This is a genomic window from Mycobacterium venezuelense (assembly GCF_054919535.1).
The window spans coordinates 23748-42443 of sequence record NZ_JBONDW010000028.1 but is presented as its reverse complement, the minus strand read 5'-3'; the positions used below and the strand labels follow the sequence as shown (position 1 = coordinate 42443).

The following is an 18696-nucleotide window of genomic DNA, read 5'->3' as shown; positions in this document are numbered from 1 at the left end:
CAGACCACAGCCTAGGAGTGTTCATGCGAATCGCCCTGTTCGCGACCTGCCTGGCGGATGCGCTCTTCCCACCCGCCGCCATCGCCACGGTCCAACTGCTCGAGCGGCTGGGCCACCAGGTGGTCTTCCCGTCGAGCCAGACTTGTTGCGGTCAAATGCATATCAACACCGGCTACCTCAAAGAGGCCGTCGGAGTCGTCCGCAATCACGTCGAATCCTTCGAGGGATCGAAATGCGACGCAGTCGTCGCCCCGTCCGGATCGTGTGTCGGCTCGGTCCGCCACCAGCACGCCATGGTGGCCCGCCGGGCCGGCGACGAAGATCTGGCCGTCCGCGCCGAGGCCATCGCGGCCCGTACCTACGAGCTTTCGGAGTTTTTGATCGACGTGCTCGGTATCGACGACGTCGGCGCCTACTACCCGCACCGCGTGACCTACCACCCCACCTGCCATTCGCTGCGCATGCTCGGTGTGGGCGACAAGCCGCTGCGCCTGCTGCGCAATGTCCAAGGGCTCACCCTGGTCGAACTGCCCGCAGCGGAATCCTGCTGCGGATTCGGTGGCACATTCGCCATCAAGAACTCCGACACCTCCACCGCGATGCTCGCCGACAAGATGGGCCACATCCTCGACACCGGTGCCGAGGTCTGCAGTGCGGGTGACTCGTCTTGCCTCATGCACATCGGCGGCGGGCTCAGCCGGCTGCGGTCGGGAGTGCGCACCGTACATCTGGCGGAGATCTTGGCGGCATCGGCATGACCGCGACGTTCCTCGGCAACCCCGGCCTGGGCAACCTGCGCGGCGACGAGTCATTTCCCCGTGCGGCCCGCACGGCGCTGGCCAACTCGCAACTGCGCCGCAACATCGGCCACGCGACCCATACGATTCGCGCAAAGCGCCTGAGAGCAGTCGCGGAATGTGCTGATTGGGAAGAGCTTCGGGTCGCGGGCAGCGCCATCAAACAAGACGTGATGGCCCGGCTGCCCGAGTTGCTTGAGCAACTCGAACGCAACGTCAGCGAACGGGGCGGCGTCGTCCACTGGGCCCGTGACGCCGATGAGGCGAACCGGATCGTCACCGAGCTGATCCGCGCCACCGGCTCCGACGAGGTCGTCAAGGTCAAATCCATGGCAACCCAGGAGATCGGCCTCAACGAACACCTGGAAGCCGAAGGGATCGCGGCGTTCGAGACCGACCTCGCCGAACTCATCGTGCAACTCGGCCACGACAAGCCCAGCCATATCCTGGTGCCCGCGATCCACCGTAACCGCGCCGAGATCCGCGAGATCTTCGAACGCGAGATGCCTGATGCCGGCGAACTCACCGACGAACCGCGGGTCCTGGCAATGGCCGCCCGCGCACATCTGCGGCGCAAGTTCCTGACCGCCAAGGTAGCGGTGAGCGGTGCGAATTTCGGTGTGGCCGAGACGGGTACGCTCGCTGTGGTCGAATCCGAGGGCAACGGCCGCATGTGCCTGACGCTGCCCGAAACCCTGATCACGGTGATGGGCATCGAGAAGATCGTGCCGACGTTCTCCGATCTCGAAGTGTTCATGCAACTGCTGCCGCGGTCGTCCACCGCCGAGCGGATGAATCCTTACACCTCGATGTGGACGGGTGTGCATCCCGGTGACGGGCCTCAGGAGTTCCACCTGGTGCTGCTCGACAACGGCCGCACCCGCGTGCTCGCGGACGAGGTGGGACGCTCTGCGCTGCACTGCATTCGGTGTAGCGCGTGCCTCAATGTGTGCCCGGTCTACGAACGCACGGGCGGGCACGCCTACGGATCGGTCTACCCCGGTCCGATCGGGGCAATCCTGAGTCCACAATTGACCGGCACCACGGGCCACGACGATCCCAACGCCAGCCTGCCGTATGCGTCGTCGCTGTGTGGCGCATGTTTCGAAGCGTGCCCGGTGCGCATCGACATCCCGTCGATCCTCGTGCATCTACGTGCAGAGCAGGTGGATTCCGAACGTGGCGGCCTGCCCGGTGGCCAGGACCTCGCGATGAAAGCCGCTGGGTGGGCGATGGCGGGCGCAGGCCGATTTTCGTTGGCGGAAAAGGCATTGTCGGCAGGACGACTCATCGCGGGCAAGGACCACCGTATCTCCGCCCTCCCCTGGCCGGCGTCGAAATGGACTGCCAGTCGAGACATCCCGGAACCACCGAAGGAGACGTTCCGGCAGTGGTGGGCCCGCACGCACGGAGAGGACGGGCGATGACCGACGCCAGGACGGCCGTGCTGGGCCGCATCCGCGATGCGCTGGCCGCCGCGCCGCCCGCGTTGGTGACAGTACCCCGCGACTACGATCGGGCGCCGCTCAGCGGGCCCGGCGACATCTCGCGCTTCGCCGAGGCGGTCGCCGAATACCGTGCCAACGTGTACCACATCGACGTCGACGAAATCTCCTCCACGGTAAGCAGACTCGTCGGGCCCGAAGCCACTGTCGTGATACCCGCCGATCTCCCGGCTGCCTGGGTGCGCGGTGTACGGACCGTCGCCGACGATCCGGTTCTCGACATCGAGCAGTTGGACGACGTCGACGCGGTGTTGACCGGTTGCGCGGTCGGCATTGCCGCGACCGGCACGATCGTGCTCGATGCCGGGCCGACGCAGGGCCGACGCGCGATCACGCTGGTGCCCGATCATCACATCTGTGTCGTGCGCGCCGATCAAATCGTCGACACCGTGCCACAGGGATTCGCGGCCCTGAGCACCGATCGCCCGCTGACGTTCATTTCCGGCCCCAGCGCGACGAGCGACATCGAACTGGAGCGGGTGGAAGGTGTGCATGGTCCACGGACGCTCGACGTGCTGATCGTGTGACGCGTCCTTGCTGAAGGCTTGCGACAACCCTCCCGGCCGTTGAGGATGCGCCCCGACTATGAGCGACAAAGTCGCCGAGTATTCGAGAAGTTCACGCGAGTAACGCTACGGCGGAGATTCGGGCCTGCGGCCGCCACAGCGTTACTGGTGCAGTGATCTGCCACTATGCCGAGGATCCCAGTCAGTATGTGGCAGTAGCCCTCGGCGTAGTTGCGACATCGAATGCCGTTGATAGCCACTGTTGTCCGTTGTCCACTTGGCCAGCGACAATGTCGCTACAAGGCGGGCACGCCAAAACATGAGATCGGTGTGGCCGAAGAGGCGCAAGTGAACCACTAATTCTCGGCGACCGCGACTGGCGTGACACATGTTGCTGTTGAGTCGATTTCAGCGACATTGTCGCTAATAGCCGGGCACGGCGACTACCGTGTCGACCCTCGCACAATCAATTCCGGTTGAAACACCACATGTTTCGGCCGACGGCGCACGGAATCCTCCGATGCGGCGATCAGCAGGTCTACGGCCGTGGAGCCGATCGCGCGAGTGGGCTGCCGCACAGAGGTCAGCGGGACGACGGCAGACCGGGCGAAATCGATGTCGTCGTAACCGACCAGTGCCATATCGTCAGGCACTCGCAGGTCACCGATGAGACTCAGCGCCTGCAAAACGCCGATCGCCAGCAGGTCGTTGGCACAGAACACCGCATCCGGCCGCGCCCGCGGAGCTCGTTGCCGCAACTGCTCACCCACCGCAGTGCCTGCCTGCACACTCGGCGCCGCGGTATCGATGATTTCCAATTGCGCGCCGGGTGTTTCGGCGATGGCCTCCGCTGCGCCACGACGGCGATCCCGGATCTGGCGCAGCGTGCCCGGGCCGCCGACGAACGCAATCCTGCGCCGGCCGGTTGCACACAGGTGCTCCACCGCCAGCCGGGCACCGGCCACGTCGTCGACGGCGACCGAGTCGAACGGGGTGCCGCTGCCGTCACGATCCACGAGCACGACGGGGGTTCCACGCTCATGCAGCGCGGTCAGCCGCTGCAGATCCTCCCCGACTGGAGATACCAGCAGTCCGAAGACCCGTTGCTCATCGAAGGCGTCGATATAGGCGCGTTCGCGGTCGGTGTCGTCGTCGGACGTGCCGAGGAGCACGGTCAGATCGTGTTCACCGGCGCGGCGTTCAGCGGCTCGGGCGATGTCGGTGAAGAACGGGTTGCCGATGTCGAGCACGACCAGTCCGACACTTCGCGATCGTCCCGCCTTCAGTTGACGCGCGGCGTCATTGCGCACGAACCCCAGACGGTCGATGGCGGCCTGCACCCGCGCGACCGTGGCAGGCGCGACCTTGTCCGGGGCGTTGAGCACATTCGAGACCGTGCCCACCGACACCGACGCCGCAGCCGCGACCTCGCGCATGCTCACCACGTGAACCATCACACCATGGCGGCGGCCCGACTGGTCCGCGGCACGTACCGCCGTGGCGGGAACCATCGGGAGGCGAGCTCGCGCAACTCGGTGAGACCGCCGCTGACGATGCCCTGTGCACGGGCGGTGAGCAGCACGTTGCCCAGCGCGGTCGCCTCGACCGGACCGGCCAGCAGCGGCATGCCAAGCCGGTCCGCGGTCAGCTGACACAACAGTTCGTTCTGCGAACCGCCGCCGACCATGTGGACCGTGCGGACGGTCACCCCAGAAAGCTCCGCGGCGGTGCACACCGCCGAGGCGAATGCCGCAGCGAGGCTTTCGAGGATCGCACGCACCATGCGTGCGGGATCGGCAGGTGCTTGAAGACCGCGTTCGGTGTACCAGTCGACGATGCGTGCCGGCATATCACCGGGCGGCAGGAACCGTGGGTCGTTGGTGTCGAACACCTCCTGCGGCGCGGGCACATGCGTGGCGTCTTCGAGCAGATCGGTGAGTTCGACGTCATGGCCGTCCCGCTCGTACTGCCGGAGGGTTTCGCTGAGCAGCCACATGCCCATGACGTTGTGCAGGAAGCGGATTCGGCCGTCAGCGCCGACCTCGTTGGTGAAGTTGGCGGTGCGGCTGGCCTCGGTGGCCACCGGGCCGGACAACTCGACGCCCACCAACCCCCATGTGCCGCAGGAGATATACGCCGCCTGCTCGGCGTCCATGGGGATCGCGGCGACGGCCGACGCGGTGTCGTGCGACGCTACCGACACGACCTCGGCGCGCACGCCCAGTTGTGCGGAAACCTCGGTCAGTAGCGGTCCTCTGCTGCTGCCTGCGTCGACGACATCGGGGAACAGCGCGTGCGGCAGGCCAAGCCGCGACATCAGCTCGCGGTCCCACGCACCGTCCAAACCCAGCAGTGCGGTGGTCGAGGCGTTGGTCCGTTCGGCAACCCGATCCCCCGTCAACCAATACGTCAGCAGATCGGGCACCAACAGCACCGTGTCGGCCAGGTCGAGCATGCCCTCGGCACGCTCGACCGCGAGCTGGTAGACCGTGTTGAACGGCAAGAACTGAATACCGTTGCGCTGGTACAGCTCTCGCATAGCAACAACGTCATGCACGAGCTCGACACCCCGCTCCGTCCGTGCGTCACGATAGTGCATGGGCTGCGACAGCAGCCGGCCGTCCCGCAACAGGCCGTAGTCGACAGCCCACGAGTCGACGCCGATTCCGACCAGGTTGTCGCATTCGCGTCCCGCGCGTGTGAGGCCCTCCACGACGTGTCCGTACAGGCCGGGTATGTCCCAGTGCAACGCATTCCGGGTGCCGTCCCACAAACGCACCGGATCATTCGAGAACCGCGCGAGGGTACGCATATCCAACCGGTCGCCGTCGATGTCGGCGACCATGACCCGGCCGCTCGTGGCGCCGAGGTCGACGGCAGCTACCTGAGCGCTCATCGCAAGAATGCCGCGGCGACACCCGCGTCCACCGGCACATGCAGGCCGGTTGTGTGGGAGAAGTCCGACGTGCACAACGCGAACGCGGCGTTGGCAACGTGCTCGGGCAGCACCTCACGCTTCAGCAGGGTCCGCTGTGCGTAGTACTTGCCGAGGTCTTCTTCGGCAACGCCGTACACCGCGGCGCGCTTGGCTCCCCAGCCGCCGGCGAAGATGCCCGAACCGCGCACCACGCCGTCGGGATTGATGCCGTTGACCTTCACGCCGTGCTCGCCCAGTTCGGCGGCGAGGAGCCGAACCTGGTGCGCCTGATCGGCTTTCGTGGCCGAGTAGGCGATGTTGTTGGGCCCGGCGAACACCGAGTTCTTCGACGAGATGTAGATGATGTCGCCGCCGAGCTTCTGGTCGATGAGCGCACGCGCAGCGGCCTTCGACACCAGGAACGACCCACGCGCCATCACATTGTGCTGCAGATCCCAATCTTCGGCCGTGGTGTCCAGCAGTGACTTCGACAGCGACAGACCGGCATTGTTGACCACGATGTCGATACCACCGAACGCGAGCACCGTCGCGTCGACGGCCGCCTGCACCGCGCACTCGTCGGTGACATCGGCCGCGATCCCGACCGCCACGTCACTGTTGCCGATCTCGGCCGCGGCCTCGGCAGCCTTCTCGCCGTTCAGGTCGGCGATCACCACGCAGGCCCCTTCGGCGGCCAGCCGGGTCGCGATGGCCTTGCCGATACCCGAAGCCGCGCCCGTGACGAGCGCGATGCGGGTGGCCAGCGGCTTGGGCTTGGGCATCCGGGCGAGCTTGGCTTCTTCGAGTGCCCAGTATTCGATGCGGAACTTCTCCGACTCGTCGATGGGCGCGTAAGTCGAGATGGCCTCCGCGCCGCGCATGACGTTGATGGCGTTGAGGTAGAACTCGCCTGCCACCCGAGCGGTCTGCTTGTCCTTGCCGTAACTGAACATGCCGATACCGGGAATCAGGACGATCGCCGGGTCGGCACCGCGGATGGCGGGGCTGTCGGCGGTGGCGTGCCGGTCGTAGTACGCCTGGTAGTCGACGCGGTAGGCCTCGTGAAGCTCGGCCAGCCGGGCCTTGCACTCATCGATCGGCGCGCCGGCGGGCAGATCGAGTACGAGTGGCTTGACCTTGGTGCGCAGGAAGTGGTCGGGGCAGCTGGTGCCCAGCGCCGCCAAACGGGGATGCTCGGCGGCCGAGAGGAATTCGAGCACGCGCGGATCGTCGGTGTAGTGCCCGACCTGCGGCTTGTCGGTTGAGGCCAATCCGCGGATGAACGGGGCGAGTTCGGCGGCCTTGGTGCGGCGCTGATCTTCTGGCAGCGGGCCGTAGCCGGGCAGCGGAGCGCCGAACGGCTCGGGACGCCCGTTCTGCTCGATGTAGCGCTCGGCGGTTTCGATGATCTCCAGCGAATGCGCCTCGGCCTCAGCCGAAGTCGAGCCCCATGCGGTGATGCCGTGCCCACCGAGGATGGTGCCGATCGCCTGGGGGTTGCGACGCTTGATCTCGGCGATGTCTAGGCCGAGCTGAAAACCCGGTCGCCGCCACGGCACCCACACCACGCGGTCGCCGAAGATCTGCTTGGTCAGTGCCTCTCCATCGGCGGCCGTCGCCAGTGCGATCCCCGAGTCGGGATGCAGATGGTCGACGTGATCGGCATCGACGAGGCCGTGCATCGCCGTGTCGATCGACGGCGCGGCGCCGCCACGACCGTGCAGGCAGTAGTCGAACGCGGCGACCATCTCGTCCTCGCGTTCGACACCGGGATACACGTCGACCAGTGCGCGCATGCGGTCGAGCCGCAGCACCGCGAGCCCTTTCTCGCTGAGTGTGCCGAGGTCTCCGCCGGATCCCTTGACCCACAGCAGCTCAACCGGCTGGCCGGTGACGGGGTCGATATCGGTGCCCTTGGCCGACGTGTTGCCGCCGGCGTAGTTGGTGTTCTTCGGATCGGAGCCGAGCCGGTTGGAACGGCCGATCAACTCGGTGACGGTCTCATTGGTCATGTTCATGCTCCCCAGGAGGATTGGGTTCCGCCGACGCGATCGGCGTTGATGGTGTTCTGGTAGCCCGATGCGGCGAACGCCGCCATCGGGTCGCCGGGCAGACCCCGGTCGGTGCGCCACTGTGCGAGCGCCGGGCGGACATCGGTATAGAAGGCGTCCATGAAGATTCCGTTGGCGCCCAACACATCGCCGGCTTCCTGCGCGGCGGCGAGGGCTTCGGTATCGACCAGCAGGGCGCGGGCCGTCATCTCCTGCACGTTGAGCACCGACCGGATCTGACCGGGAATCTTGGCTTCGACGTTGTGGCACTGGTCGAGCATCAGGGCGACGCCCGAGCCCGTATCCAGCCCACCGCCGCGGATCACCTCGAACATGATGCGAAACAGCTGGAACGGGTCGGCCGCACCGACGATGAGATCGTCGTCGGCGTAGAAGCGCGAGTTGAAGTCGAACGATCCGAGCTTTCCGAGCCGCAGCAGCTGCGCGACGATGAACTCGATGTTGGTCCCCGGCGCGTGGTGGCCGGTGTCCAGGCACACCATGGCCCGTTCGCCGAGCGCGCTCACCTGCGCGTACGAGGTGCCCCAGTCCGGCACGTCGGTCATGTACATGGCCGGCTCGAAGAACTTGTATTCCAGCACCATTCGCTGGTCAGGGCCGATGTGCTGATAGATCGACGCGAGCGATTCGGCCAATCGATCCTGGCGGCCCCGGATGTCACCCTGCCCCGGGTAGTTCGTGCCGTCGGCCAGCCAGATCTTGAGATCGCGAGACCCCGTCTGGTTCATGATCTCTATGCACGCCAGGTGATGATCGATGGCCTTCTGCCGGACCGCCTTGTCGGTGTGGGTCAGGCTGCCGAACTTGTAGTCGTCGTCCTGGAAAGTGTTGGAGTTGATCGTGCCCAGCACGACGCCCTGCTCGGCGGCGTAGGTGGACAGGGCCGCGTAGTCGTCGACCGTGTCCCACGGAATGTGGAGTGCGACGCTCGGCGCCAATCCGGTGAGGCGGTGCACGGTCGCGGCGTCGGCGATCTTCTCCTCGATGGTGCGCGGCGTGCCAGGGGTGCCGAAGACCTTGAAGCGCGTACCAGAGTTACCGAAGGCCCATGACGGCAGTTCGATCGCGAGGTTGTCCAGCGTCGGATGCAAGCTGATGGGACTCATGCCGGGGTCCTTTCCTTCCGATGGCTTACGGGCGCGCCGTAGCGTTCGACCTCGATTTCCTGCAGTGTCCTCCCGCGGGTGGCCGGCGCCCAGACCGCGCCGATCAGCAGGGCGACGGTGAGCAGCGCGACCAGCAGGACACCGACGGCGGTCAGACCGGTGGCGGCCAGCAGCGTCGGGAAGAAGTAGCTGAGCACGCCGGTCATGGTGCGGACGACGAAGAACATCACGCCCTGGGCGCTGGCGCGGTACGGCGTGGCGAAGAGTTCGCTGGCCCACAGGCTGTAGAAGGCTTGCGCGCCGATACCGGACGAGATGCCCCACAGCACGGCGAAGACCAACATCGTCGGAACGCCGTTGTCGGTGAAGGCCACCAGCACGATCCAGGCGACGATGCCGAGTGCCGCACCGATCACGTAGAGCAGGCGCTGCGACATCCGGTCGGCATAGCGCATGAATCCGAAGTACGTGGCCAGCACGGTGCAGCCCCAGACGAGAACCTGCAGCAGGTTCTGGGCGACCGGGCTGTGCAGACCGGCGGTGTCGTAGACGCGTGGCATGAAGATGCCCGCCTGTCCCGCGACGGTGTTCCAGAACAGATAGATGCCGCCGAGGAACAACAGGGCCGTGATGTTGACCCGCTTCGAGAACAATCCGCGCAGCCCGCGCAGGCCCACCGCAGAGGCCACCTCGCGCGGTTCGACCTTCGCCTCGTCGGTCCAGATCTGCGATTCGACGAGCCCCTGGCGGACCCACCACACGACGGCGGCCACGACGAACAGGTGCACGAAGATCAATCGGGAACCGAGCAGACCGAGCGGCGCCAGGGCGGCGGCCAGTGCGAATCCGATCAGCGGACCCGTCGACCACGCCAGCTGGGCGGTACCGACATGCTTGGCCCGATCCGTCGACGGCGCCTGTTCGGCGATGTAAGTCCACGACGCAGGTACACCCGCGCCCACCGCGATGCCGGTGATGACGAACGCGGCGAGCAGCATCACGTAGTTGACCGCGAACGCCGCCAGCAGCACGCCGGCCATGTACACCAGCAGGTCATAGGTGTAGATCGCCTTACGGCCGAAGCGGTCGCACAGCGGTCCACCGAGAATGGCGCCGATGGCGGCGCCGAACGCGTTGGCGCTGAGCGCGGCGAGAAGGCCGACGGCGAAATTGCTGATGCCGAACTCGGCCTGCCAGAAACCCAGGCTGGTCGCGATGGCGATGATCGACCCGGCTTCGATGTAGTTGGACATGGCCACCGCGATGGTGGCCCGCCAACCGGTGGTGGAGCGCGCTCCGAGCTTCATGGGTTTCCTAAGGTTGGACGGGTATTGAGTGGTCGCGTCAGCGGGCGTCAGTCGAGATGGAAGTACTCGAACAACGGCCGCATCTGCTCGTCGGGCTTGTCACCGCTCACGAAGTACTCGGCCATCTCGGCCTGCCAGCGCGCGTTGACGTCGGTCTCGGCCATCCGCTTCTGTGCGAGCGCGAAGTCGTCGGTTTCCAGGTAGCCGACCACCAAGCCGTCGCTTTCCCGCACGAACAGCGAGTAGTTGCGCCACCCCGCCGTGGACAGCGCATCCAGCATCTCCGGCCACACCTTTTCATGGATGGTGAGGTACTCATCCATCCTGTCCGGCCGAAGTTGAAGGAGGAAGCACACGCGCTGCTTGTTCGGTGCGGTGGGGACAGTCATTTAGGCCGCTTTCAAGATTGAAACGTTTCAATTCGTGATGGCGGTCACGTTAGACCAGCTTCCGCGCCATCGTCAAGACCGCGACCTGCGCGAAGAAATGCGAATTCAGCTACCGACCAGTACGGCCGAGGTTCTTAGCAAAGCATTATCGGCAGCTCCCAGCCGCCTTAGATTGCCCGCTTAGCGTTGTGGACAGGTTGAAGCGACGAAGCCCAACCGCCAGCTCTAGAAACCGACGGGAGGCTGATCATGACTATCACGAGCAACACCCCGGCTTCGGATCACCATTTTCGATACGGCAATCCGGCAGTCGTCTGCGACGGCGCCTCGATGCGGGCACATTGCCGTCAGCTGGCGACCGTCGTGACGGTCAAGGGAGACATCGACAACGGCAACCTCGAGCGAATCGCCGCGTACGTCGGCCGGTTCGTCCTCGCGGAGAAGCCGTTCGCCCTTGACCTGAGCGGTGTGAACAACTTTGCCCCGGAAGCGGTTTCGATGTTCTACGACATCGATGACCGCTGCGCCGCCGAAGGCGTGGACTGGGCCGTCATCGCGAGCCCGGCCGTTGCGGCTGAGCTGCGCCAGGAAGACGCGGGCGTTCCGCTGGCCGCATCGGTGCCCGAGGCACTGCATCACTTCGCCGAAGGCAACCTGGCTCGCCGCCGGTTGCTGCCCCTGCTTACCAAGAGCGCCTGAGAGAAAGGCCCATCCGACATGCTGATCGACGTTCGCTGGCTCACCGCCCTGCTGCACCGGCGCCGCCGGGCGGTGCACCCCGCTCACTAAACCCTCATAAGGCCGGGCCTACCGGCAACCTCACGGCCCTTATCGTCAACAGGCATGGACCAAGCCACATACGACAAGGGCCGTGAGATTCGTTCCGCGGTACTCGGCGACGACTACGTCGCACAGGCCACCGCAAACGCGGACGATTTCAACAAACCGCTGCAAGACCTCGTAACCGAATATTGCTGGGGTGCGGTCTGGGGCCGCGACGGGCTGGCCCTCAAAACCAGAAGCATGTTGAACCTCGCGATGATCTCAGTGCTCAACCGACCGCATGAACTGCGCACCCATATCCGGGGAGCACTCACCAACGGGGTCACGCGCGAGGAGATACGCGAGGTCTTTCTGCAGGTCGCGATCTATGCGGGCGTGCCTGCCGCAGTCGACAGCTTCCGGATGGCCCGCGAAGTCTTCGCCGAACTCGACGCGAAGTAGGCCATCGCCATGGATATCGGATTCATCGGCCTGGGCAACATGGGATTCCCGATGGCGCGGCGACTGATCGGTGCCGGCCATCAACTGGTGGTCTGCGATGCGCGGCGTGAAACCGTAGATGTCGCCGTCGCACTCGGTGCCGCCGCGGCAGGCACGCCACGCGATGTCGCCGACCGCTGCGAGACGGTGTTGGCCAGCCTGCCGACACCGCAGGTCTCCCTCGAGGTGGCCACCGGCACCGACGGCGTGATCGCGGGCAGTCGGGTCAAGCGGTTCGTGGACCTGTCCACCGTCGGCAGTGAGACTTCCCGCCAGATTTACTCCGCGCTCGCACAACGAGCCGTGGCTGCGCTGGACTGCCCGGTCAGCGGAGGTGTCAACGGCGCGGAGAAGGGAACTCTGGCGCTGATGGTCTCCGGGCCGCGAGACGACTTCGACGCCGTCGAACCAGTGCTCGCAGTGCTCGGCAGGCCGATCTTCGTCGGCGAGCAACCCGGCGCCGCGCAGACCATGAAGCTCGTGAACAACCTCATGGCGGCAGCCACTTTGGCGGCGACCGCCGAGGTCATGGTCATGGGAGTCAAGGCGGGGCTGGATCCCGCCGTCATGATCGAAGTCCTCAACGCCGGTTCGGGCGCCACCCACGCCAGTCGCGACAAGTTTCCCAAGGCCGTGCTGCCGCGCACGTTCGATTTCGGCTTCGCGACGGGCCTCATGGTCAAGGATGTGCGGCTGTACCTGGAGGAAGCCAAGAGCCTGGGCCTGCCGACCGATATCGCCGAAACCGTTGCCGCACTGTGGGAGACCACGCTGCGAGACGAGGGCCCCGACTCGGACTTCACCTCGATCGTCAAACCCGTCGAGGCCGCGGCCGGCGTGATCGTCGGTAGTCAGACCTGACGGCCCTGATTGTCACGCTGGAGTGGCGGTCGGCTTCGACAGCCACTCCAGCGTGACAATCGTGGGCGTTGGCGTGACAATCGCGGACAATCCCGGGCGTGGGGGCACTAGGCGATCGCGCCGGCGTCCTTGAGTTCAGCGATGCGGTCCCAGTCCATTCCCAACTCCATGAGCACCAGCTCGGTGTGCTCGGAAGCTTGTGGGGCGCGGGTGGTTTCGAGCGGTTCATGGTTGAACTGCACCGGCCCGCGCACCACGCGGAACGGCTTGCCGCCGTCAGCCGAGTCCACTTCGACGATCATGTCGTTGGCGATGGCCTGCTCGTCAGTGCTGAGGTCGACCAGGCTCTGGAACGGTGCCCATTGACCCTTCATCGTCTTGAGGTGCTCGCGCCAGTATTCGAAGGGCTTGCTGCGGATCGACTTGGCGATCAGTTCAGCTGCCGCCTCGGCGTTTTCGATCAGTGGAAGCACGTCGGAGAAGCGTGGATCGTCGGCCAGCTCGGGCAAGCCCAGATGCTCGAACGCGTCGCGGATGTAGCCGGTGGGGCTGACGATGCACAGGTTGATGGTGCCGCCATCCGAGGTCAGGTAGTTGCCGAGGAACGGATTGACCGTTGGGCCGATGGAATCCGGCATGAGCGAGCGCATCGTCTCGCCGGTCTCCATACCCTGCGTGACGCTCGCACCGGCGGCCCACCATGCGGTGGACAGCAGTGAGACGTCGACCTCGAGCGCTTCACCCGTGCGTTCGCGGTGGAACAGCGCGGCAGAGATGCCGCCCGCGATGTTCATGCCGCCGATCGAATCCCCGAATGCCGGGATGCCTTGCGACAGCGCACCACCCAGTTCCTCGGGAGTCAGGGCGTGCCCCACGCCGCTGCGCGTCCAGAATGCGGTGCCGTCGAATCCGCCGACCGTGCGCTCCGGCCCTTTGTCGCCGTAAGCGCTGCCGCGGGCGTAGATGATGTCGGGGTTGGCCGCCCGGATGTGTTCGACATCGAACTTGTTCTTTTGTCGCGCCTGGGGCATGTAGTTGGTGAGGAACACGTCGGCGGTCTTGGCGATCTCGTAGAGCACGTCCTGCCCGCCCGGCTGCGAGATGTCGATCCCGACGCTGCGCTTACCCCGGTTGGGATGCTCGATGAGCGGGTGACGGTTGGGGTCGAGCTCGAAGCCGCCCATGTTGATGAACCCGCGCTGCGTGTCACCGCGCACCGGATGTTCGACTTTGATGACGTCGGCACCCCAGTCGGCGAGGATGGCTCCCGCGGCGGGTACGAACGTGAACTGCGCGACCTCAAGAACCCGCACACCCTGCATAACCTTGATCAACGCAACCCCTAACCGTTGGACTTACGGTAAGTGTAGCGAGACGCGGGTTCTGTCAGTCGTCACGCCCGCCACTATGGTTGCCACGTGAGCCTTCCCCGCACGGTGGCCGGCAATCCGTATTTCTACCGTCTGATGCTCAGGTGGCATCGCCTTGTACCGCCAATCGAACGGCTGCTGCGTCTTCTCAGCCGCGGCAGGGTCGGCGTACTCGAGGTCGTCGGCGTGCCTTCGCTGCAACTGACCGTGGCCGGACGCAAGTCTGGCATCCCGCGTACGGTCATCGTGCAATATGTACCCGACGGCCAGGCAATGCTGTTGGTGGGCTCGAACTGGGGGCTCCCGACCCATCCGGATTGGGCACGCAACCTCCGGGCCACGGACCGCGCGTGTGTCAGTCGCAACGGATGCTGCGAAACCGTCACCGTCGAGCACCTGACCGGAGCTGAGCGTCAACGCGCTTGGACCGCCACACTCGACTTCTGGCCCAATTACGCGTTGGCGCAAGAACGTGCGGTGGCCCGCCCCTTCTGGCTTGTTGCGTTACGGCCGACCAGCGACTGACGCACGCACAAACCGCTCGGGAAACGCGCTATCGCCGGTGATATCAGGTTTCGAGAGACACCATGCCCGCTGGCTCGCGTTCGACGCACGTGGCCAGGGCTTCGCAGTCGCGTGAGTCTCACCGTTTGCGGGTATGCGACCACCCGACGGGGTTACCGTCGAGTAGGACCGTTGGTTGGAGGTCGGCGATGACCGTCACCGGAGAAGTCAACGAACGCCAGGCCAGGCAGGTTGCCGAGCAGGCACGCGAGGCGCAGTGGCGCCAGCCGAGCTTCGGCAAGGAATTGTTCCTCGGCAGGCTGCGGTTGGATCTGGTTCATCCGCATCCCCGCGGCCCGACCGACGCGACGGAACGCGGCGAGGCATTTCTCGCACGGCTGCGCAAGTTCTGCGAGTCGCAGATCGACGCCGCGGTGATCGAACGCGACGCTCAGATACCGGACGCGGTGATCCAGGGCTTGAAGGAACTCGGTGCGTTCGGCATGAAGATCGGCACCGAGTACGACGGGCTCGGACTGTCGCAGGTCTACTACAACAAGGCGCTCACACTGGTCGGCTCGGTGCATCCCGCGCTGGGCGCCTTGCTGTCCGCGCATCAGTCGATCGGCGTGCCGCAGCCGGTGTCGATGTTCGGCACTGATGAGCAGAAACGCACCTGGCTCCCCCGGTGTACACGGGAGATCAGCGCGTTCCTGCTCACCGAACCGGATGTCGGGAGCGATCCGGCTCGATTGCACGCGACCGCGGCGCCCGATGGCGACGACTATGTCCTCAACGGCGTCAAGTTGTGGACGACGAACGGCGTCATCGCCGACCTGCTGGTGGTCATGGCTCAAGTACCCAAGAGCGATGGGCACCGCGGCGGCATCACCGCGTTCTTGGTCGAAGCCGACTCCCCCGGCATCGTCGTGGCGAACCGGAACGCATTCATGGGACTGCGCGGCATCGAGAACGGTCTCACCAAACTGACCGATGTGCGGGTGCCTGCTGCCAACCGAATCGGCCGTGAAGGCGAAGGCCTCAAGATCGCGCTGTCGACGCTCAACGTGGGACGGCTGTCACTGCCCGCGGTATGTACCGGTACCGCGAAGTGGTGTGTGAAGATCGCGCGGGAATGGTCTAAGGAACGCGTGCAGTGGGGACGCCCGGTCGGTGAACACGACGCCGTGGCAGGCAAGGTGGCGTTCATCGCGGCCACCGCATACGGCATCGAGGCGATGGTCGAGCTCGCCAGCGAGCTGGCCGACGCCCGTCGCACCGACATCCGGATCGAGGCCGCGCTCGCCAAACTGTACGGCTCGGAGATGACGTGGCTGATCGCCGACGAGCTTGTGCAGATCCGCGGCGGGCGGGGCTTCGAGACCGCCGAGTCGCTGGCGGCGCGCGGCGAACGCGGGGTGCCCGCCGAGCAGATACTGCGCGACTTGCGCATCAACCGGATCTTCGAAGGCTCAACCGAGATCATGCATCTGATGCTCGCCCGCGAGGCCGTCGACGCGCATCTGTCGGTAGCGGGCGACATCATCGACCCCGACGCCGACCTGCGGCACAAGGCGAAGGCCGCCGGGAAGGCAGGCAAGTTCTATGCGCGCTGGCTGCCCACCCTGGTCACCGGGAAAGGCCAGCTGCCAACATCGTTCACCGAGTTCGGGCCGCTGGCCGAACACCTGCGCTACGTCGAACGGGCCAGCCGGAAGCTGGCGCGCTGCACGTTCTATGCGATGTCCCGGTGGCAGGGAAAGCTCGAGCACAAGCAGCGGTTCCTGGGCCGGATCGTCGATATCGGCGCCGAGCTGTTCGCGATGACGGCAGCGTGTGTCCGGTCCCGGCGCGACGGCGAACCCGACACCGCAACGGAACTCGCCGACGCGTTCTGCCGGCAGGCCCGGGTGCGAACCGACCGACTGTTCACCCAGCTCTGGGACAACAGCGACGACTCCGACCGAACCTTGGCCCGCGGGGTTCTCGCCGGTCATTACACGTGGCTTGAGGACGGCATCATCGACCCGTCGATCGACGGGCCGTGGATCGCTCAGGAAGGCGGCGACATCGAGGCCGACGTACACCGGGTCATCCGTTGACCGACTTGCGGTGGACTCCGTGGCGGGCGCCACGGCGTCGCTCCGGCTACTGCCTGCGCCGACACCTATGGCCGAATCCAACGGCGGCACTTGACATTTAGGGCGTGTGTAACGCTGCGGGCGGTTAAACTGAACAGGTTATGACGACCCCGTCGAACGCGCGTCGCGGCGGATGGGGACATCGGCCGCACGCAACGTATCTAGGCGATCATCGGCTCAGCCGGCGACAGGCGCGTCGGCTGAGCCGGCGCTTCGCCGGTGTCGGCGTCACCATTTCCGCGGCACGCCTTCGTCAGATCGCCGCAGGCGCGCCCGCAGCCGACGCTGAACTGACGAATGTGGAATTCGCCCGCGTCGCCTGCGAGCTCGCACGGGACAAACGGCTGGCCAACAGCGGGCGTGCCAAGCGCCACTACGCCAACTGGCTCATCACCGCAGGCATGTGTCTCGTAGCGCTCGGTTCGCTGTTGTGCATGGCCCTGTTGTTGTTCAGCCTGATGCTGCACACTGCGCCGTTCTGAGCGTCAAGCGACCCGCGTCAGAACTCCACGCTGAAGTACTGCGTCTCCTGGAACTCGTGCAGTCCGTCGCGAGCCCCTTCACGGCCGAGACCGCTCTGCTTCATACCGCCGAACGGGGCTGACGGGTCCGAGACGATTCCACGGTTGATGCCCACCATGCCGGCGTCGAACGACTCCGCAAGCCGCAGCGCGTCCTGCAGCCGACCGGCGTAAATGTATGCAGCCAACCCATATTCGGTGTCATTGACCCAACGCCGCAGATCGTCCTCGTTCTCCCACACCACCACCGGTGCGACGGGTCCGAAGATCTCGTCGGCGATGATGGCCGCGTCGGGAGCCACACCGGTCAACACCGTCGGCGCGACGAACCAACCCTCGTCCGGGGTTTCGGCCGCGGCCGCGATCACCGCTCCATCGGCCACCGCCGCATCGATCGCGGCAGCGACTCGCTCTGCGGCGCGAGCACTGACCAGCGGCCCGATCTGCGAGTCCGGGTCGGAGGCCGGGCCAACGCGCAAGGCCGACACTTCGGCCGAGAACCTGTGGACGAACTCGTCGACGACCGCGGCATGCACATAGAACCGGTTGGCCGCGGTGCAGGCCTGCCCGCCACCGCGGTACTTGGCCACCATCGCACCCTGAACCGCAGCGGCGACATCGGCGTCGGCGGTCACCACGAACGGCGCATTACCGCCGAGTTCCATGCTGGCATTGACGATCCGGTCGGCGGCCTGCTTGAGCAGCACCCGTCCGACGCCGGTGGAACCGGTGAACGACACCTTGCGGACCCGGTCGTCGGCCAGCCAGGCCGACACCACGGCGGCGGCATCCGTGGTCGGGACCACGTTGACCACACCGTCGGGCACGCCGGCCGCCGACAGGATCGCGGCGATCGCCAACGCCGTCAATGGCGTCTCGGCGGCCGGCTTCAGCACCACCGTGCAACCCGCGGCCAGTGCGGGCGCGATCTTGCGGGTGGCCATGGCCGCCGGGAAGTTCCACGGCGTCACAAGCGCTGCGACGCCGACCGGCTTGTGCGTGACCAGCGTCCGGGCGCCCCCGGCTGGGCTGATGCCGTACGCACCGTCGGTCCGCACTGCCTCCTCGCTGAACCAGCGGAAGAACTCCGCGGCGTAGCCGACCTCCGCGCGGGCGTCGGCTTGCGATTTGCCGTTTTCGGCGCAGATGAGCGCGACCAGTCGGTCAGTGTCGGCGATCATCAATTCGTAGACGCGGCGCAGGATTTCGCTGCGATGCCGGGGGCTGCTGGCGGCCCAATCACCGAAGGCCCGATGCGCGGCGTCGACGGCGGATTCCGCGTCGGCCACGGTCCCGTCGGCGACCTCGGCGATCACGAGCCCGCTAGCGGGGTCATGCACCTCGAAGGTTCGCGACGCGCCATGCGTGCTGCCGCCGACGAGAATGCCGTGCTTCGTGTCGAGTTCGGCGATCACGTTCTGAGCGTTCACTTCGTTC

At 65.9% G+C, this 18696-nt stretch carries 17 protein-coding genes; 9 read left to right on the top strand and 8 right to left on the bottom strand.

The features are described from left to right. The first annotated feature begins 23 nt into the window (after positions 1-23). Genes ACRCUN_RS31230 through ACRCUN_RS31220 form a run of 3 tightly spaced genes read left to right on the top strand, consistent with a single transcriptional unit; the run spans position 24 to position 2829 of the window. Positions 24-758: a (Fe-S)-binding protein gene (locus ACRCUN_RS31230; protein WP_462145481.1), complete on the top strand. Its 735-nt coding sequence runs from the start codon at positions 24-26 to the stop codon at positions 756-758. Then, on the top strand, positions 755-2224 hold the full coding sequence (locus ACRCUN_RS31225; protein ID WP_462145480.1) for a LutB/LldF family L-lactate oxidation iron-sulfur protein: 1470 nt from the start codon (positions 755-757) through the stop codon (positions 2222-2224). Before ACRCUN_RS31230 ends, ACRCUN_RS31225 begins: the two co-directional genes overlap by 4 nt. Continuing rightward, a complete protein-coding gene (locus tag ACRCUN_RS31220; protein ID WP_462145479.1) occupies positions 2221-2829 on the top strand; it encodes a LutC/YkgG family protein in 609 nt (202 codons plus the stop codon). Before ACRCUN_RS31225 ends, ACRCUN_RS31220 begins: the two co-directional genes overlap by 4 nt. Positions 2830-3251: 422 nt before the next feature. On the opposite strand, the gene ACRCUN_RS31215 is transcribed toward ACRCUN_RS31220, so the two are convergent. From ACRCUN_RS31215 to ACRCUN_RS31190, 6 genes are read right to left on the bottom strand one after another with little or no spacing between them, the layout of a single operon-like run. Further along, the gene (locus ACRCUN_RS31215) at positions 3252-4244 is read right to left on the bottom strand and encodes a LacI family DNA-binding transcriptional regulator (RefSeq protein ID WP_462145505.1); all 993 of its coding nucleotides are present in this window, start codon (positions 4242-4244) and stop codon (positions 3252-3254) included. A gap of 17 nt (positions 4245-4261) precedes the next feature. Then, positions 4262-5704: a rhamnulokinase gene (locus ACRCUN_RS31210; protein WP_462145478.1), complete on the bottom strand. Its 1443-nt coding sequence runs from the start codon at positions 5702-5704 to the stop codon at positions 4262-4264. Beyond that, entirely contained in the window at positions 5701-7737 is a 2037-nt protein-coding gene (locus ACRCUN_RS31205; RefSeq protein WP_462145477.1) for a bifunctional aldolase/short-chain dehydrogenase, read from the bottom strand. The genes ACRCUN_RS31210 and ACRCUN_RS31205 overlap by 4 nt, the downstream gene beginning before the upstream one ends. 2 nt (positions 7738-7739) lie before the next feature. Further along, complete coding sequence (gene rhaI / locus ACRCUN_RS31200; RefSeq protein WP_462145476.1) at positions 7740-8903, bottom strand: L-rhamnose isomerase; 1164 nt, start codon at positions 8901-8903, stop codon at positions 7740-7742. Beyond that, complete coding sequence (locus ACRCUN_RS31195) at positions 8900-10210, bottom strand: MFS transporter (protein ID WP_462145475.1); 1311 nt, start codon at positions 10208-10210, stop codon at positions 8900-8902. Before ACRCUN_RS31195 ends, rhaI begins: the two co-directional genes overlap by 4 nt. A 47-nt stretch (positions 10211-10257) precedes the next feature. Continuing rightward, complete coding sequence (locus ACRCUN_RS31190) at positions 10258-10599, bottom strand: L-rhamnose mutarotase (RefSeq protein ID WP_462145474.1); 342 nt, start codon at positions 10597-10599, stop codon at positions 10258-10260. A 249-nt stretch (positions 10600-10848) separates the two neighbouring features. Here ACRCUN_RS31190 and ACRCUN_RS31185 point away from each other — a divergent pair, with 249 nt between their 5' ends. From ACRCUN_RS31185 to ACRCUN_RS31175, 3 genes are all read left to right on the top strand, one after another. Continuing rightward, positions 10849-11298: an STAS domain-containing protein gene (locus tag ACRCUN_RS31185; RefSeq protein ID WP_462145473.1), complete on the top strand. Its 450-nt coding sequence runs from the start codon at positions 10849-10851 to the stop codon at positions 11296-11298. 144 nt (positions 11299-11442) lie between these two features. Beyond that, on the top strand, positions 11443-11823 hold the full coding sequence (locus ACRCUN_RS31180; protein WP_462145472.1) for a carboxymuconolactone decarboxylase family protein: 381 nt from the start codon (positions 11443-11445) through the stop codon (positions 11821-11823). A gap of 9 nt (positions 11824-11832) precedes the next feature. Then, the gene (locus tag ACRCUN_RS31175) at positions 11833-12723 is read left to right on the top strand and encodes an NAD(P)-dependent oxidoreductase (RefSeq protein WP_462145471.1); all 891 of its coding nucleotides are present in this window, start codon (positions 11833-11835) and stop codon (positions 12721-12723) included. A 107-nt stretch (positions 12724-12830) separates the two neighbouring features. On the opposite strand, the gene ACRCUN_RS31170 is transcribed toward ACRCUN_RS31175, so the two are convergent. Further along, positions 12831-14045, bottom strand: a complete 1215-nt coding sequence (locus tag ACRCUN_RS31170; protein ID WP_462145504.1) for a CaiB/BaiF CoA transferase family protein — start codon at positions 14043-14045, stop codon at positions 12831-12833. A 96-nt stretch (positions 14046-14141) separates the two neighbouring features. On the opposite strand from ACRCUN_RS31170, the gene ACRCUN_RS31165 reads away from it, so the two are divergent. From ACRCUN_RS31165 to ACRCUN_RS31155, 3 genes are all read left to right on the top strand, one after another. Further along, the gene (locus ACRCUN_RS31165; RefSeq protein WP_462145470.1) at positions 14142-14618 is read left to right on the top strand and encodes a nitroreductase family deazaflavin-dependent oxidoreductase; all 477 of its coding nucleotides are present in this window, start codon (positions 14142-14144) and stop codon (positions 14616-14618) included. A 188-nt stretch (positions 14619-14806) separates the two neighbouring features. Further along, positions 14807-16699, top strand: a complete 1893-nt coding sequence (locus tag ACRCUN_RS31160) for an acyl-CoA dehydrogenase family protein (protein ID WP_462145469.1) — start codon at positions 14807-14809, stop codon at positions 16697-16699. A gap of 140 nt (positions 16700-16839) precedes the next feature. After that, positions 16840-17220, top strand: a complete 381-nt coding sequence (locus ACRCUN_RS31155) for a hypothetical protein (protein WP_462145468.1) — start codon at positions 16840-16842, stop codon at positions 17218-17220. A 17-nt stretch (positions 17221-17237) separates the two neighbouring features. Here the strand turns inward: ACRCUN_RS31155 and ACRCUN_RS31150 are convergent, their stop codons facing one another. Continuing rightward, entirely contained in the window at positions 17238-18689 is a 1452-nt protein-coding gene (locus ACRCUN_RS31150; protein WP_462145467.1) for an NAD-dependent succinate-semialdehyde dehydrogenase, read from the bottom strand. Positions 18690-18696: the final 7 nt, after the last annotated feature.

Bases quoted from the DNA above. Each gene is read 5' to 3' on its own strand.
- ACRCUN_RS31230 (WP_462145481.1), top strand. From the start codon at position 24: ATGCGAATCGCCCTGTTCGCGACCTGCCTGGCGGATGCGCTCTTCCCA.
- ACRCUN_RS31225 (WP_462145480.1), top strand. From the start codon at position 755: ATGACCGCGACGTTCCTCGGCAACCCCGGCCTGGGCAACCTGCGCGGC.
- ACRCUN_RS31220 (WP_462145479.1), top strand. From the start codon at position 2,221: ATGACCGACGCCAGGACGGCCGTGCTGGGCCGCATCCGCGATGCGCTG.
- ACRCUN_RS31215 (WP_462145505.1), bottom strand. From the start codon at position 4,244: ATGCGCGAGGTCGCGGCTGCGGCGTCGGTGTCGGTGGGCACGGTCTCG.
- ACRCUN_RS31210 (WP_462145478.1), bottom strand. From the start codon at position 5,704: ATGAGCGCTCAGGTAGCTGCCGTCGACCTCGGCGCCACGAGCGGCCGG.
- ACRCUN_RS31205 (WP_462145477.1), bottom strand. From the start codon at position 7,737: ATGACCAATGAGACCGTCACCGAGTTGATCGGCCGTTCCAACCGGCTC.
- rhaI (WP_462145476.1), bottom strand. From the start codon at position 8,903: ATGAGTCCCATCAGCTTGCATCCGACGCTGGACAACCTCGCGATCGAA.
- ACRCUN_RS31195 (WP_462145475.1), bottom strand. From the start codon at position 10,210: ATGAAGCTCGGAGCGCGCTCCACCACCGGTTGGCGGGCCACCATCGCG.
- ACRCUN_RS31190 (WP_462145474.1), bottom strand. From the start codon at position 10,599: ATGACTGTCCCCACCGCACCGAACAAGCAGCGCGTGTGCTTCCTCCTT.
- ACRCUN_RS31185 (WP_462145473.1), top strand. From the start codon at position 10,849: ATGACTATCACGAGCAACACCCCGGCTTCGGATCACCATTTTCGATAC.
- ACRCUN_RS31180 (WP_462145472.1), top strand. From the start codon at position 11,443: ATGGACCAAGCCACATACGACAAGGGCCGTGAGATTCGTTCCGCGGTA.
- ACRCUN_RS31175 (WP_462145471.1), top strand. From the start codon at position 11,833: ATGGATATCGGATTCATCGGCCTGGGCAACATGGGATTCCCGATGGCG.
- ACRCUN_RS31170 (WP_462145504.1), bottom strand. From the start codon at position 14,045: ATGCAGGGTGTGCGGGTTCTTGAGGTCGCGCAGTTCACGTTCGTACCC.
- ACRCUN_RS31160 (WP_462145469.1), top strand. From the start codon at position 14,807: ATGACCGTCACCGGAGAAGTCAACGAACGCCAGGCCAGGCAGGTTGCC.
- ACRCUN_RS31155 (WP_462145468.1), top strand. From the start codon at position 16,840: ATGACGACCCCGTCGAACGCGCGTCGCGGCGGATGGGGACATCGGCCG.